The organism is Pseudactinotalea sp., from assembly GCF_048594945.1.
Taxonomy (GTDB): domain Bacteria; phylum Actinomycetota; class Actinomycetes; order Actinomycetales; family Beutenbergiaceae; genus Pseudactinotalea.
In genome coordinates this window covers 1-13861 of the sequence record NZ_JBMDXJ010000484.1, presented here as the reverse complement: position 1 = coordinate 13861, position 13861 = coordinate 1, and the positions used below count along the sequence as shown (strand labels likewise).

The following is a 13861-nucleotide window of genomic DNA, read 5'->3' as shown; positions in this document are numbered from 1 at the left end:
GTCAGCCGCAGCTGGCCGCTTCGTAGCTGACGGTGTACCGCTCGTAGTGGCCGTGATCGACGTGCCAGGAGTAACCCGCCACGGTGGCATCGCCGCTGACGACCGAGGCGGTCCCCGTGGTGAACCCGTGGTAGACGGCGGCGCCCGGCTGCACCCCGGTGAACTTCTTGTCACCGAACGGGGTGGTCAGTCGGATGTCTGCTGGCAGGTCGGTCTGGTTGACGGCGTGCACCGCCACCACCGCCTGATCGTCCCAGCACTGCGAGCGGACGCTGACCCGGAGGTCGACATCGGTCTCGTGCTCGGGTGGCTCCGGCACATCGTCAGCTGCCGGTGTGAGCGTCAGCGCGTTGGCCTCGGCGTAGTGGTAGACGTTGAGGTGCCCGGCCTCGGCGATCGCGGCACCGGTCCCGGTGTCGAGCCCGCTCCAGAGTGTCGCACCATCGACGCGGAGGACGACCTCCATGCCTGCCTCGCCTGCCATGGTGCCGAACTCGATGACGTGCGCGCTGTCGGCTGCGACTGCGGTGTTCGGGATGACGTCGAGCATGCTCTGGCCGGGTCGCCAGCTCTGGATCTCGATGACATCCTCCTTGATCACCACGAGGTAGCCCTTGTTGCTGCCCACCCAGCTCGGTGTGCCGGCACGGTCGGACCGGACGGCGAAGCCGTACCAGCCGCCGTCGAAGGCGCCGAAGTCCGCCTTGAAGCGGAGCAGCCCATCGGCGTAGGTGGCGCCCTCGTAGCCGATCACGCCTTCGCTCGTGACACGCAGCGTGCCGCTGTCGAAGTCGGCGATGTCGTCACCGACCCAGCCGGCGGCGTCGGTGAGTTCGTCGGTCAGGTTCGTGACCACGTACTCGCCTTCGATCACCTCGACGGCGACGCGTGCGCTCAGTGTCGGATCCTCGGCCACGGTGACGGTCACCGTGGTGGTCCCCGGAGCGACTGCTCGGACGCGACCGAGTGCATCGACCGTGGCGACCTCCGGGTCAGCCGACTCCCACGTGAGCGAGGCGCTGGCATCGCTCGGCGCGAGCGTCGCGGTCAGCTGACGGCTGCCGCCGGCGGCGAGTACGACGTCGGTCTCCTCGATGGTGATCGACTCCGGTGCGCTGCGGACCAGCGAGAACGTGACGTCGTCGACGTCGAGATGGCTGAAGGTCGAGACGTAGAACCCGACCTTGCCCGAGGCGCCGGGGTTCGGGTTCGGCCCCGATACGACGGCGGTGCCGTCGACGGCGACCGTGATGCCGGTCGCGGCTGCAGTCATCGAGACCTCGTAGCTCGTGGCCGGGGAGAGTGCCTGCTCGGGAGTCAGCACGGCCTCCTGCAGCACACCCCAGCCGGAGTCGTAGATCCGCCAGCGCGGCGCGGTCGCATCTTGCCGGAATTCGATGAAGCCGCCGGGGTTGCTGCCGGCGCGGTCGTAGATCACGAGCACGCCGCCATCGGGCATGTCCTCCGGCGTCGTCAGCTGGAACCGGAGCGTGTACTCACCGAAGGGCCGAGGGTGCTGGCTGTTGGCGCCGTTGAGGATCCGGTACACGTGGTTGCCATCCGCGTCCGCCACGATGCTGCGGTTCGGGTCCACGGGCCAGTCGTTGCCCCCGGACTCGAAGTCCGTGAAGTGAAGGATGCCGTCACCCTCCACCACCACGACCCGGGACTCGGAGACGATCGTGGCGTCCGCCACCGATGTCGCGGTCACACTCGCCTCGCCGGGTGCCAGAGCGGTCACCGTGCCCGCGGCGTCGACCTCGACGGTCGCCGGGTCGCTGCTCACGTAGGTCACGCCGATCTCGGAGGCGTTCCACGGCACCACCTGCGCCGCGAACGGCTGCGAGGCACCCAGCGGGAGCGTCAGTTGCGCGGCCGGAAGGTAGACACCGGAGACATCGATCTGCGTGGGCGAGGAGGGATGGCCCACCGTGCCCTGCGTCCCGATCTCACCGAACGGCGTCGGTTCGAATCCGGGGATCTGCTCGAACACCGGAGCATCGTCGGTGAATGTGAAGTCAGCACTGCTCGCGTCGACGAATCCCGGGTCGGTCTCGGTGACCCAGTTGTCGCCGTAGTTGAGCAGGTCGAGGACGTCCCGGGCGCCCTCGGCATTGACGTCGCCGGAGCGGGCCAGGCCCGGGTTCCACGTGACGTTGTTCTCGAAGACGTTGGTATCCGGGTAGTAGTGATTCTCCTCGAAGAACGTCAGCAGCTCCGGGTAGCGTTCGCCGTAAGGGGTGTCGATGAAGTCGTTGTTCTGCTCGAACAGCTCGATCCACGTGGGCATGTAGTCGGTGTCGACCTTGTTGCCCTCTTCGTCGCCCATCCACATCTCGTAGTTGTTGAAGGGGATGAAGGTGTCGACGAAGACGTTGTTCCGGGCGGTGATGTAGGAGCCCGAGCCAACCTTGATCGCGTCGTTGCCCATCCGGTAGAAGTAATTCCCCTCGATGGTCAGACCCATCGTCAGGTTGTCCGGGTAGATACCCTCCACGCCGAGGCGGCCGATGCCGGTGTCGTGGAAGTAGTTGCCCCGCATGATGGTGCCTCGCTGCTGCGGCGTGGCACCTGCGTTCATGTAGATCGCGCCGAGATCCTGGAACCTCTTGCAGATGTCGTAGATCTCGTTGCGCTCGATCAGGTGATCGTTGCCGTGCACGATGATCCCCGGGTGCGGGGCGTCATGGATCTCGCTGTTCCGCACGACGTTACCCACGCCGTCGAGCATCACGCCCGGGTTGTAGGCCTGGTGGTAGTACGCGAAGTCGTGGATGTGGCTGTTGACCACCTGGTTGTTACCGGGTGTCAGCAGTGTGGAGTCGCCTCCCTGGAGCACGACGGCGACGCCGCCGATGTGCTCGAGGTGCGAGTCCACCACCGTGTGGTCGGTCCCGCCCCGATTCACCGGGATGCCGTCGTAGGTGTAGCGACCGGGCGAGTTGATGTAGACGCCGCCATCGGTGAAGTTGCGGATGTCGGTGGCGGAAATCGTCACGCCCTCGCCGCCGAGGATGACCGCGGCGAGTGCGCGGCCGTACTGCAGCACGAGCTCGTCGAACACGACGTGCGAGGCGCCGTCCGTGCGCAGCATCGGCTCTGACAGCATCGACACGGTGACCGCACCGGTGCCGTGCTCGAAGCCGGCGTTGGGCTGGAAGTACAGCATCCCGGCGTCGCGGTCGACGTAGTACTCACCGGGCGAGTCGAGCTCCTCCAGCAGGTTCTCGAAGTGGTGGAAGTCCTCGAACCAGGTCTTCATCAGACCCGACATCTCGCCGTAGCGCATCGTCAGCTGGTTGGTCTCGAGGTCGATCGAGGCGACCTTGTTGTACGACCACTCCCACGAGTAGCCGAAGATACCGTCCATCCAGATGTCCTCTGCCTGTGCCCAGTACTGAGGTCGGTCGTAGGTGAAGGAGAAGGTGCCGCCACGCTCGTGGAGATCATCGTCTTCGCGAGTGGGGCCGACGTCGATGATCTCGTTCATCTGCACGGTGTCGTTGTTGGGCCAGCGCGCCAGCGTCATGCCCTCGCCGTCGACATAGAGCTCCATGGGCGGGATCTCGCTGAGATCATTGGCGTACCAGTAGCCGTGGCGGCTCAGGTCGCCGTAGTCGGTGATGCCTGCTGCGCCGAGGTCGAGCTGCAGCACGGTGCCGCGTGCGTCGACGTCGACGATCCGTTCGAGCACCGCGCTGTCGGTGACGGGAGCGAAGCCCGCTCGATCGAGCTCGATGCCGCCCGTGAGCCGCGCGGTCTCGCCTGGGTAGGAGGCGTACGTGATCGGCGCATCCTCCGTGCCGGAGTCTTCGGCGCCGAGCTCGAAGCTCTGGGTGCGCGGGTACGTGCCCTCGCGTAGGTAGACCGTGACCGGGCCCCCGGAGAGGTCACCCTCGGAGCGGAGGGCGCGGATCGCGTCGCGTGCGCCCTCCAGCGTGGCGAACGGTTGGTCGACCGAGCCGGGGGAGGAGTCGTCGCCGTTCGGGGCGACGTACAGCGTCAGTGGTTCGGCATCGGCGTGCGCCGGGAGGAACATCCCGAGCAGCCCAAGTGTGATCGTGGTGAACAGCGCGAGCAGGCGCCTGAGCATCGCTGACATGGCGACCTTTCTGGCCACGGGCAGTGGCGATCGTCGTTGACCCGATTCCGGGCGGAACCGACAGCGAGAGTGACGCTATCACTAATCGATAATCGAGGGAACTTAGAGTCTCGAGTGATGGACGCCGATCAGGGATCGCACGCTTGGCACACTGACCTCGTGACCATGTTCGAGCTGCTGTGCGCAGCGATCATGCTCGTCGGCCTGCTCGGCGTGGTGGTGCAGGTGCTGCCGGGCACGTTGCTGGTGCTCGGGGGGATCCTGCTGTGGACGACCGAGACACAGAGCGGGACCGGCTGGGCAGTGCTCGGGATCGCGGTGCTGGCGGCCGTCGCGGCCGGCGTGGGCAAGTACCTGCTCGCGGGTCGTGGACTCAAGAAGGCGCAGGTGCCGAACCGCACGTTGGTGGTCGGGGGTATCGCCGGCGTGATCGGGTTCTTCGTGATCCCGGTGATCGGGCTGCCGCTGCTGTTCGTGCTCGGCGTCTACGCCGCCGAGCAGCTCCGGCTGCGCGACCGCCGCCGCGCGTGGGCGGCCACGAAGGCGGCGCTCAAGGCGACCGGCATCACGATCCTGGTCGAGCTCGCTGGTGCGATGGTGGCCGTCGGTGCGTGGGCGGTGGCGATCACGCTGACCTGAGGTCAGCTGCCGAACGGCGGCTGCAGCAGCCCGGTTCGGTATCCCGCAGCCACCGCAGAGGCGCGGTCCACCGCACCGAGCTTCGCGCAGACGTGCTGCAGATGGGTCTTGACCGTCGCCTCGCCCAGCCGAAGCCGGCTCGCGATCTGCCGGTTCGTCATCCCGGACGCGACGAGCTCGAGGACCTGCAGCTCACGTGGGCTCGGGGAGCTCGGTCCGGCTCCGGGATCGGGGACCGAGCGACCGAGCAGCCGGTGCCCCCGCCGGGCGCTGTGCACCGCGTCGAGCAGCTCGACCCGGCCGGCGTCCTTCACGAGATAGCCGTCGGCTCCGGCGTCGAAGGCCGTGCGGACATCGGCGCTGGTGGCATAGGTGCTCAGCACCATGATCACGAGGTCGGGATGGGCCGATCGAGCGGCGCGGACCAGGCCCCCGGGAGGTGCATCGGGAAGCCGCAGATCCGCCAGCAGCACATCGCAGTCCGTGCGCGCCAGGACCGCGATCCCCTCCGCGACGCTCGCTCCCTCGCCGACCACCGCGATGTCCGGGCTGCTCGCCAGCTGCCCCCGGACGCCGTCACGCACCACGGGGTGGTCGTCGATCACGACGACCCGGATCACGAGATCGCTCCTGCGCCGAGCGGTGCGATCAGCGTCAGCGTGGTCCCGGATCCCGGTGTGGAGGAGATCTCCAGCCGGCCGCCCACCTCGGCCAGCCGCTGGCCGACGATCGCCAAGCCGTTGCCCTCGGTCGCCTCGGGATCGAAGCCTCGGCCGTCGTCGACGACGTGCACGGTCACCGCCTCACCGAGGAAGGACAACGTGACCACGACCGATCCCGCGTCTGCATGACGCAGCGCGTTGCGCAGCGCTTCCCCGGTCACCCGCATCAACGCGTCCGCGGTCGCGTCCGGAATCTCATCGGTGTCGCCGTCGACGGCGAAACTCACCTCGGTCGCGCTGGTCGCGGCGGAGCGTCGCACCAGCCGGTCGATCGCGTCGGCGAGGCCGTCGCCAGGAGTGTGGAGACGCATGCTCGTCACCGAGGTCCGCGCCTGTTGCAGCGCCGTGCGCGCGACGTCGAGGCTCCGCGTGACGCGCGCCGCCGTGCGGGGTTCACGGAGCTCCACGGCCAGGGCCTCGAGCTGGGCGACGACCCCGGCCAGGTCGGCGGCGAGCGTGTCGTGAATCTCGGCGGCAATCCGCGTTCGTTCGCGGGCGATGCCCTGCTGGTGCGCGGTCTCCACCAGCTCTGCCTGCAGCGCGGTGTTGGCCGCCAGCGCCTGCTCCAGGTCGGCGAGCGCGGCGCGTCGCCCGGCCGACTCGGTCTCGACCGTACGGATCGACCAGCCCGCAACGATCGTGACCACGCCGCCCGCCAGCGTGACCACGACGTTCTCCACGCTGGCCGAGAGCGAGCTCGTGATCAGCAGCATGGCTCCCACGGTCAGACCCACCCCGAGGTAGGCCCACGGACCGGGAAGCGCCACGAATGCCAGCGCGAAGCACACCAGGTACAGCAGCATGAAGCTGAAGGAGAGGTGAAACAGCCACGCCGATCCCGCGAGCATCCCCACGAAGTAGACCAGCATCGGAGCCGTGCGGTGCTCCAGCCAGTCGGGATGCAGCACCGCCCACCACGTGTGCCAGATCAGCACCCCGACACACAGTGCGAGGATCACTGGCAGCTGAGCCTCCGGGCCGCGGGCCACGGTCAGGATCGCGGACGCCACGACCAACAGGTAGGGCAGCGCGAGCCACAGCCGGGTGACCGGCAGGGAGGCCTCGTGTCGCGTCATCGGACGATCGTCGCAGCACGGGGCCAAGGGCGCGCCCTCGTGAACCAGCGCAGCAGCCGCTCCGCCGGGCCCTGGGTGCCGCGGCGCTCGAGCAGCACCGCCAGGATCACGGTCACGAGCCAGGTCAGCAGCGCCAGCCCGGCAGCGGAGGCGGAGCCCAGCGTGGCACCGAGCCCCAGCGACCAGGCCGGCAGCACTGCCGCGAAGACCACGGACTGCGCGAGGTAGCAGGTGAGCGAGCGAGCCCCGGTGGCCCGCAGCGCACGAGCGGGGGCGGATCTGACGAATGTGGCGTGACTGCACAGCCACCCGGCCAGCGCCGCGTAGCCCAGACCGCACGAGACGCCGGAGAAGATGTGCAGGGTCGAGAACCACAGCTCGGACCCCGGCGGCAGCTGGACGAGGTGCGCGGTCGCGAGCGCCATCGGCAGACCACCCAGCCAGCCGATCGCGATCCCGACGAACGTCGCCAGACCCAGACTCCGCCGTCGGGACATCACATCGGAGAGCAGGTCGCGGCGGCCGGCGACCACCCCGACGAGCAGCGCGGCGGCGACCGCGAGCAGCCCGAATGGGGCCATCAGCCATTCGATGCTGCGCCAGAGCGCAGCGCTCAGCGGCTCCTCGATCGCCATCGACCAGAACACGCCGCGATCGTGGCGCACGGTCGGGTCGGAGTAGATCACGCCCTGCACGAGCGCCGCCGGTGGCAGCGCGACGAGAGCAGTAAGCACCAGCCGGCGGTCGGACCAGCGCGTCGACGCGCCCGCGAGCAGCAGCCCGAGCAGCCCGTACCAGCCGAGGATGTCGCCTGAGAAGGCGAGCAACGCGTGCGTGGCGCCGAGGACGATCAGACCGACGCTGCGCCGTTGGAGGTAGGAACGCACCTGGGCGGGCGGCCAGTCGCGTGCGGTTCTGCTGGCGGCGATGCGGGCGAGGCCGTACCCGTAGAGCACGGCGAACATCGGGTAGGCGCGGGCATCCACCGTCGCCGTCAGCACAGCCGTGACCACCTGGTTCGTCAGCCCGTCCTCGATGATGTGGTGACGCAGCCCGTAGGGGCGGTCGAAGAGGTAGACCATCACGTTCGCGAGGGCGATGGCGGCCAGCATGGCGCCGCGCGCCAGGTCGGGGGCGGGGGATCTCGCGGTGCTCGTGGGCCGTGCTGCAGGGGTTCTCGTGGTGGTCATGCTCAGCACGCTAGGAGTCCTCGTGCGGGGCTGCCATCCACGGATCGGGGGAGGGTAGGTTTCCTTCACGACGGCGGGAGGAACCCCATGGAGGGCATGGTTGCGCTGGTCACGGGCGCGGGTTCGGGGATCGGCGAGGCGGCGGCGCGGCTGCTCGCCGCCCGCGGCGCCGCGGTGAGTCTCGTGGGTCGACCCGGTGAGGATCTCGACGTGGTCGCGCAGACCATCCGCGCCCACGGCGGCGACGCCCTCGTGGCGCCGGCGGACATCACCGACGAGACCGCCGTCGGGCAGGCCGTGCAGAGCACGATCGAGCGGTACGGGCGGCTCGACACCGTGGTCGCGAACGCGGGGATCAACGGCACCTGGGCGGGCATCGACCGGCTGAGCGTGGCGGACTTCCGCACCACGATCGACGTCAACCTCACCGGCACGTTCATCACGATCAAGGCTGCATCGCCGCACCTCCGGCGAGGCGCGTCGGTGGTGGTGACGTCCTCTGTCAACGGCAGTCGGGTGTTCTCCAACACGGGCGCGAGCGCGTACTCGGCGTCGAAGGCCGGTCAGGTCGCGCTCGCCAAGATGCTGGCGGTCGAGCTGGGGCCACGCGGGATCCGCGTCAACGTGGTGTGCCCGGGGTCCACCGTGACCGGGATCGCCGCGAACACCGACATCCAGAACGAGGACGTCAGGATCCCGGTCGACTTCCCCCGCGGCGATATTCCGCTCACCGGGTCCACCCCGGCCCAGCCGCAGCAGATCGCCGAGGCGATCGCGTTCCTCGCCTCCGACGCCGCCGGGCACATCACCGGCACCGAGATGTTCGTGGACGGTGCTCAGTCGCTGCTGCTGGGATGAGCGGACACGCAAGCGACGACGCACTCGTACGGCGCCATCGTGGCCCCGCGGCGCAGACCGGCGGAGCCGAGAACGCCCTCGGCGTGCGGCAGCCCGCGGGGGCGGCGGATCGTGCGGTCGGTGAGGTTCACCTCGATCAGCCAGTCCCCGGCGGCGTCGCTGCGGACCCAGCCGAAGTAGGTGCGGGACCGCCGTGCCAGCACCCGCATGCCGCCGCCGGACAGGGCGGGCTCGGCGCGCCTGAGCGCGATCAGGCGGCGGTAGAAACCGAGGACCGAATCGGGGTCGTCGACCTGCTCGGCGACCGTGAACCCGACCGAGGCCTCGCTCGCCGGCTGCCATGGGGACCCGGTGCTGAAGCCCGCGCCGGGGCCGGGCGACCAGCGCATCGGCACCCGTGCGTGGTCGCGGGCACCGGGCAGCACGCGCGCTAGGGCCTCCTCCTCGCTCAGTCCCTCCGTGCGCAGCTGCGCCAGCCGGTTCAGTGACTCCACGTCCCGGAGCTCGGCCGCCGAGGTGAAGTCCTGGTCGACCGCCGCGATCTCCTGTCCCTGGTAGAGGAAGGGCGTGCCGGGCAGCATCAGCTGGATCGTTGCCAACGCCTTCGCGAGTGAGCTGCGCAGCGCGGGCTCGTGCGCGCGCGGCCCGAGCACCTTGGACAGCATCCGCGGGTTGTCATGGTTGTCGAGGAACAGAGCGATCCGGGCGTCGTGGCCGACGCGCTCGAGGTAGTCCAGGTAGTGATCCTTCAGGTAGCCGAGGTCGTAGCGGTAGTCGTCCCAACGGGTCTTGCCGGGGTTGTCGAGCACGTCGAAGTTGAAGACCAGGTCGAGCTCGCCGCGGTCGGTGCCGGCGAGCAGTCTCGTCATCTCCACCCCGACGCCGGGTGTCTCGCCCACCATCACGCCCACCGCGTCGGGTGGGAGGGGCTCGCCGAGGGTGCCGTCGGGGTGGCGCTCACGCGCGGTCGAGGGGGGTGCCGGCGCATGGGGGGCGCGGGTGAAGCCGTGCGTGCGAAGGTCGCGCAGGTACTCGTGCAGCCGCGGGCCGAAGAAGTAGTGCTCGATTCCGGGGAACCCGAGCAGGGCTCCGATCGCTTCGTTGCCGTCGGGTAGGTCTGGGCGCTTCGAGATGTAGTTGATGACGTCGAGCCGGAAGCCGTCGACGCCGCGTGCCCGCCACCACTGCACGATGTCGGCGACCTCGGCGCGCACCTGCGGCTCCTCCCACCGCAGGTCCACCTGACCGGGTGCGAAGAGGTGCAGCGCCCACCGCTGCGCCTGCGGGATCCAGCGCCACGCGCTGCCGCTGAAGAACGAGGTCCAGTTGTTCGGAGGTGGGCCGGTGCCGTCTTCACCCGGTCGCCCCGGCCGCAGGTGGTAGTAGGAGCCGTAGGGGCCCTCGGGATCGGCGACGGCGGCCTGGAACCACGCGTGCTCGGCGGAGGTGTGGTTGACCACCAGGTCGAGGATGATCCGCATGCCGCGCTCGTGGCAGGCCGCGATCAGCTCGTCGAGGTCGGCCAGCGTGCCCATCTCGGCCATGACCGCGCGGTAGTCGCGCACGTCGTAACCCATGTCCTCGTTCGGCGAGTCGAAGATCGGCGACAGCCACAGGCAGTCGACACCGAGATCGGCGAGGTGATCCAGACGTGACAGCACCCCACGAAGGTCGCCCACGCCGTCGCCGTCGGAGTCCGCGAAGGATCGGGGGTAGACCTGGTAGAAGACCGCGCGAGTCCACCACGGCTGCTCGGCGGACGTGACGACGGCGGGCGTCGAGGTGGGTGCGTCGTCGTGATCGGCGAGCACCTCCAGCAGCGAGGGCGCGAAGCGATCGCCGAGAACCGGCTTGGCGAGCCGGGCCAGAGTGCTCAGCCGCATGGTCGCGGCCAACGGGTTGGTGACCCACCGCGGCGAGCGGCCGATCTGCAGCAGCAGCCGGTCGATCGCGTCCCTGCCCACGGGGTGGGCGTAGATCTCCCTCAGCCGGGGGTCGTGCTCAGCGCTCATCGGCGTTCCTCGGTGAGTGAGGCGCTCTCGCGGCTGCGGAGGTCGGCGATGATCCCTGCGTACGTGCCTTCATCCAGGCGGTACTTGCGAGCGAGCACCAGCCAGCTGAGGACCACCAGGGCGAGCGGGACGCCCATCATCGCGAGCTTGAAGACCGCGACGCCGCCGGTGGTGACGTCGGCGGCCGTCTCGGCCTCGTTGACGCCGGAGAGGATCAGCGTCAGGCCCACGCCGCCGCTGGCCAGCGCGCTCGACGCCTTGTAGATGAAGGGCTGCAGCGAGAAGGTGACCGACTCGTTGCGGCGCCCGAGCTTCCACTGGCCGTACTCCACCGAGTCGGCGATGAACATCATCATGAGCAGCTGGATGAAGGCCTGGCCGCTGAACAGCAGCACGCCAGCGAGGCCGATCACCGGCATCGACGTGCCGGAGATCAGGAACACGCCGTAGCCCACGGCGCACAGCACGGTCGCGAGCAGGTGGATCCCGCGCCTGCTGAGGCGCTTCGACACCAGCGGGAACGCCAGCAGGCCGGCGAGCTGCGTCAGCCCGAGGATCGCGGCGAAGACCGAGTACATGCCGGCGTCGCCGTAGATGTAGGTGAAGAAGTACAGGCCGAGGCTGGTGGTCAGTGTGTACCCGGCCATGAACGCCACCATCGCCAGCGTGACCCAGAGCAGCTGGTCGTTGCGGACGACGACCGCGAGCAGGTCCCGCAGCGGTGTCGGCTCCGGTACGACCGCTCCGACCCGCTGGCGGGTCGCGACCAGCGTGATCGCCTGGAAGGCGAGCATGATCGCGGCGACGCCGATCGCGAGCACGAACCACGCCTGCTGGGCCGACCCGAGCGCGTGCTCCAGCGCCGAGGTCACGGGGACCAGCGCGACCACCAGCGAGAACAGGCCGATGTTCGCGCATACGCGGGCCACGACGCCGATCCGTTCACGCTCGGTCTGGTCCCGCGAGAGCGAGGGCAGCATGCCGTAGTAGGAGATGTCGTTGACCGTGTACGCGACCTCCCACAGCAGGTAGACGCCGATGAACGCGGCCACGAACGCGGCGCCGCTGAGCCCCCAGTCCGAGAACATCAGCACGGTCGCGCCCGCCCACGCCAGAGCGCCGATCGCGATCCACGGCTTGAACTTGCCCCACCGGGTGCGTGTGTTGTCGACGATCAGACCCATCACGGGGTCGTTGACCGCATCGAACAGCCGCATCAGCACCAGCACCACGGTGATCGCGCCGAGCGTGCTGTTCGACACCTGGACCACCTCGGTGAGGTAGACCATCAGGAACATCGTCACCAGCGCAGCGACCATGTCGCGGCCCAGGGTGCCGAGCCCGAAGCCCCAGATGTTGCGTCGGTGCGCCGGCGCGTCGGCTCCGACGGCCTGGGGGCTGGTCACGAGCCGCAGTCTGCCAGCCTCGGTCACGCGGCGCGCGCGAGTGCCTCGGCGAGGGCGCGTTCGCCTGGTGATCCGCGCGGACGGGTGTGTAGTCGCCGCGGCCAGGTGCCGGTGGCGGGACGCCGCGCTGGCTGATGCCCCGGCGGCTGGGCCGTGCTGACGTATCTGTGCCCGGTGGGCGTGGTCGTCTCGATCCGGTGCGGTGCGTGGTCGGCCACCCTGCTCGAGGTCGGGCTCGGCGGGCCGATCGCGGACCACCCCGGCGCCTGCTTGGCGTAGTTGTGCGCCTCGCAGGTGACCTGCTGGTTGACGCCGTTGGTGCAGCCGCTGTTCGCTGCCGGGTCCGCGTGGTCGATGTGGCGACCGGGGGCGTCGCACCAGGCCACCCGGCAGGTGGCGTGGTCGCGGAGCTCGATGAAGGCGGCGAGGCCGGCGGGCGCGGTGCGCTTGCGGGAGTCCATCGCCACCAGCGCGCCGGTGCTCGGGGAGGTGTAGAGCCGGCGGACCCACGCCTGCGTGCTGTCACGGACCAGGTCTCTGGCCCAGGCTGCGGGGACCGGGCCGTAGCCCGGCACCTCCGCGGCATCGCTGTCGCCGGAGAACAGGGCACGGTCGGTCATCACCAGATTCACGAGGACCGGCGGCCGCTCGCCCGGTGCACAACCGGTGAGCGTGGCCACCAGCGCATCGGCCATCAGCTGTCCGCGCGATCGCGGCGTCTCGCCTGCCTCGGCCGGTCCAGCGGCCCGGGCGGCATCGACCTGCTCGGTCAGCGCCTTGTACGCAGCGACGCCTTCTGCCACGGGCAGCAGGGCGGTCAGGTAGGTCATGGTGTCCGGGGCCGGGCGCAGCGTGACCCGCCGTTCCGACTCGGCGCGGCGCTGTCGCTCCACGACCGCAGCCGGGTTCTGCGCAGCGCACCATGCACGTGCCGCACCGCCGACCTGCCGGTCGCCCAGGCCCGCCAGGCGCTCAGGGTCTTCGCACAGCTCCCGGTCCATGCGCACCCGCTCCGGCGCCGGCAGACATGCCGATTCCTTGACGAGCAGCATCGCCCGCCACGCGGACAGGCGCCCACCGGCGAGCGCAGACAGGGTGTGCGGCATCTCGAGACAGAGCGCCTTGCCGAAACCGAGCAGCGTGCTCCCGCGCGCCAACGAGGTTCGAGCGGCGAGCGCCACCTCGGCCGCCACGCCCCGGCCGCGCCGCCGAGCGGGGACGTCCTGGCGGGCCTCGTGGGCGCGCCGGGTCTTGTCCAGCTCCATGGCGGCGCGCGCCTGCAGAGCGGCCGCCGCTGCGGTGAGGTCCTCCAACGAGGAGATGAGGTCGACAAGCTCGGCACCATCCGGGTTGCCACCCTCGGGCCCGAGCGTCTGCTCGATACCCCCGACGGCTGCCGCTCCCAGCACCGCGACGACCTCGCGAGCCGACGCAAGCAGATCCGCCACCTCCGCGGGCTCCATCGGGACCGCACTCCGCGCAGCAGAGGCAGGGGGAACTGTGGTGCTCATCTCCGCCTCCTGCTTCTTCGTCGAACGTATGTGCCAATACAACACTAGTTGTGGCGGCCTGTCAAGAGCCACAACAGACCAAGGCCGGGCCGCCGTCGTCGGACGTGGCCTCTAGGCTGGCGGCGCGATGACTTCACTCTTCAGCGACCTTCCGCTTCCTGGCCTCAGTGGCGCTCCGCGCCCCGATGTCGAGTCCCACCTGCCCCGGGTCATGCCGCCTCGTGAAGACGAGCAGCCCGACGGCGGAGCGGAGCAGGGCTCGTTGGTCGCCGACGCGTTGGTCGAGGGTCTGAACCCGCCGCAGCGGCAGGCGGTCACCCACTCCGGCGGGCAGCTGTTGATCAT

General features: G+C 69.6%; 10 protein-coding genes. 3 read left to right on the top strand and 7 right to left on the bottom strand.

What is annotated here, in order from left to right; all coding sequences use genetic code 11:
- Position 1: 1 nt before the first annotated feature.
- Positions 2-4102 (bottom strand): Ig-like domain-containing protein, encoded by a 4101-nt coding sequence (locus ACOJSN_RS21810; RefSeq protein WP_420114586.1) that lies wholly within the window; start codon positions 4100-4102, stop codon positions 2-4.
- A gap of 165 nt (positions 4103-4267) precedes the next feature.
- Here ACOJSN_RS21810 and ACOJSN_RS21805 point away from each other — a divergent pair, with 165 nt between their 5' ends.
- Entirely contained in the window at positions 4268-4741 is a 474-nt protein-coding gene (locus ACOJSN_RS21805) for a DUF456 domain-containing protein (RefSeq protein WP_420114587.1), read from the top strand.
- Between the two features lie 2 nt (positions 4742-4743).
- Here ACOJSN_RS21805 and ACOJSN_RS21800 read toward each other — a convergent pair whose 3' ends face one another.
- Genes ACOJSN_RS21800 through ACOJSN_RS21790 form a run of 3 tightly spaced genes read right to left on the bottom strand, consistent with a single transcriptional unit; the run spans position 4744 to position 7729 of the window.
- Positions 4744-5361, bottom strand: coding sequence for a response regulator (locus ACOJSN_RS21800; protein WP_420114585.1), 618 nt, complete (start codon positions 5359-5361; stop codon positions 4744-4746).
- Positions 5358-6539 carry a sensor histidine kinase gene (locus ACOJSN_RS21795; RefSeq protein ID WP_420114584.1) on the bottom strand — a complete coding sequence of 394 codons (1182 nt, stop codon included), beginning with the start codon at positions 6537-6539 and terminating at the stop codon, positions 5358-5360. The genes ACOJSN_RS21800 and ACOJSN_RS21795 overlap by 4 nt, the downstream gene beginning before the upstream one ends.
- Positions 6536-7729, bottom strand: a complete 1194-nt coding sequence (locus ACOJSN_RS21790; protein WP_420114583.1) for a DUF418 domain-containing protein — start codon at positions 7727-7729, stop codon at positions 6536-6538. The genes ACOJSN_RS21795 and ACOJSN_RS21790 overlap by 4 nt, the downstream gene beginning before the upstream one ends.
- Positions 7730-7816: 87 nt before the next feature.
- On the opposite strand from ACOJSN_RS21790, the gene ACOJSN_RS21785 reads away from it, so the two are divergent.
- Complete coding sequence (locus ACOJSN_RS21785; protein WP_420114582.1) at positions 7817-8587, top strand: SDR family oxidoreductase; 771 nt, start codon at positions 7817-7819, stop codon at positions 8585-8587.
- Here ACOJSN_RS21785 and ACOJSN_RS21780 read toward each other — a convergent pair.
- Genes ACOJSN_RS21780 through ACOJSN_RS21770 form a run of 3 tightly spaced genes read right to left on the bottom strand, consistent with a single transcriptional unit; the run spans position 8566 to position 13516 of the window.
- Entirely contained in the window at positions 8566-10599 is a 2034-nt protein-coding gene (locus tag ACOJSN_RS21780) for a glycoside hydrolase family 13 protein (RefSeq protein WP_420114581.1), read from the bottom strand. The genes ACOJSN_RS21785 and ACOJSN_RS21780 overlap by 22 nt on opposite strands.
- Positions 10596-12005 carry a glycoside-pentoside-hexuronide (GPH):cation symporter gene (locus ACOJSN_RS21775; RefSeq protein WP_420114580.1) on the bottom strand — a complete coding sequence of 470 codons (1410 nt, stop codon included), beginning with the start codon at positions 12003-12005 and terminating at the stop codon, positions 10596-10598. Before ACOJSN_RS21775 ends, ACOJSN_RS21780 begins: the two co-directional genes overlap by 4 nt.
- A gap of 23 nt (positions 12006-12028) precedes the next feature.
- Positions 12029-13516: an HNH endonuclease gene (locus ACOJSN_RS21770; RefSeq protein WP_420114579.1), complete on the bottom strand. Its 1488-nt coding sequence runs from the start codon at positions 13514-13516 to the stop codon at positions 12029-12031.
- A 127-nt stretch (positions 13517-13643) separates the two neighbouring features.
- Here ACOJSN_RS21770 and ACOJSN_RS21765 point away from each other — a divergent pair.
- Positions 13644-13861 (top strand): hypothetical protein (locus tag ACOJSN_RS21765; protein ID WP_420114578.1); only part of this gene is annotated, 218 nt, incomplete at its 3' end.

What these genes read in the sequence shown, in the direction of transcription:
- ACOJSN_RS21810 (WP_420114586.1), bottom strand. Translation starts at nt 4,102, where the DNA reads ATGTCAGCGATGCTCAGGCGCCTGCTCGCGCTGTTCACCACGATCACA.
- ACOJSN_RS21805 (WP_420114587.1), top strand. Translation starts at nt 4,268, where the DNA reads ATGTTCGAGCTGCTGTGCGCAGCGATCATGCTCGTCGGCCTGCTCGGC.
- ACOJSN_RS21795 (WP_420114584.1), bottom strand. Translation starts at nt 6,539, where the DNA reads ATGACGCGACACGAGGCCTCCCTGCCGGTCACCCGGCTGTGGCTCGCG.
- ACOJSN_RS21790 (WP_420114583.1), bottom strand. Translation starts at nt 7,729, where the DNA reads ATGACCACCACGAGAACCCCTGCAGCACGGCCCACGAGCACCGCGAGA.
- ACOJSN_RS21785 (WP_420114582.1), top strand. Translation starts at nt 7,817, where the DNA reads ATGGAGGGCATGGTTGCGCTGGTCACGGGCGCGGGTTCGGGGATCGGC.
- ACOJSN_RS21780 (WP_420114581.1), bottom strand. Translation starts at nt 10,599, where the DNA reads ATGAGCGCTGAGCACGACCCCCGGCTGAGGGAGATCTACGCCCACCCC.
- ACOJSN_RS21770 (WP_420114579.1), bottom strand. Translation starts at nt 13,516, where the DNA reads ATGAGCACCACAGTTCCCCCTGCCTCTGCTGCGCGGAGTGCGGTCCCG.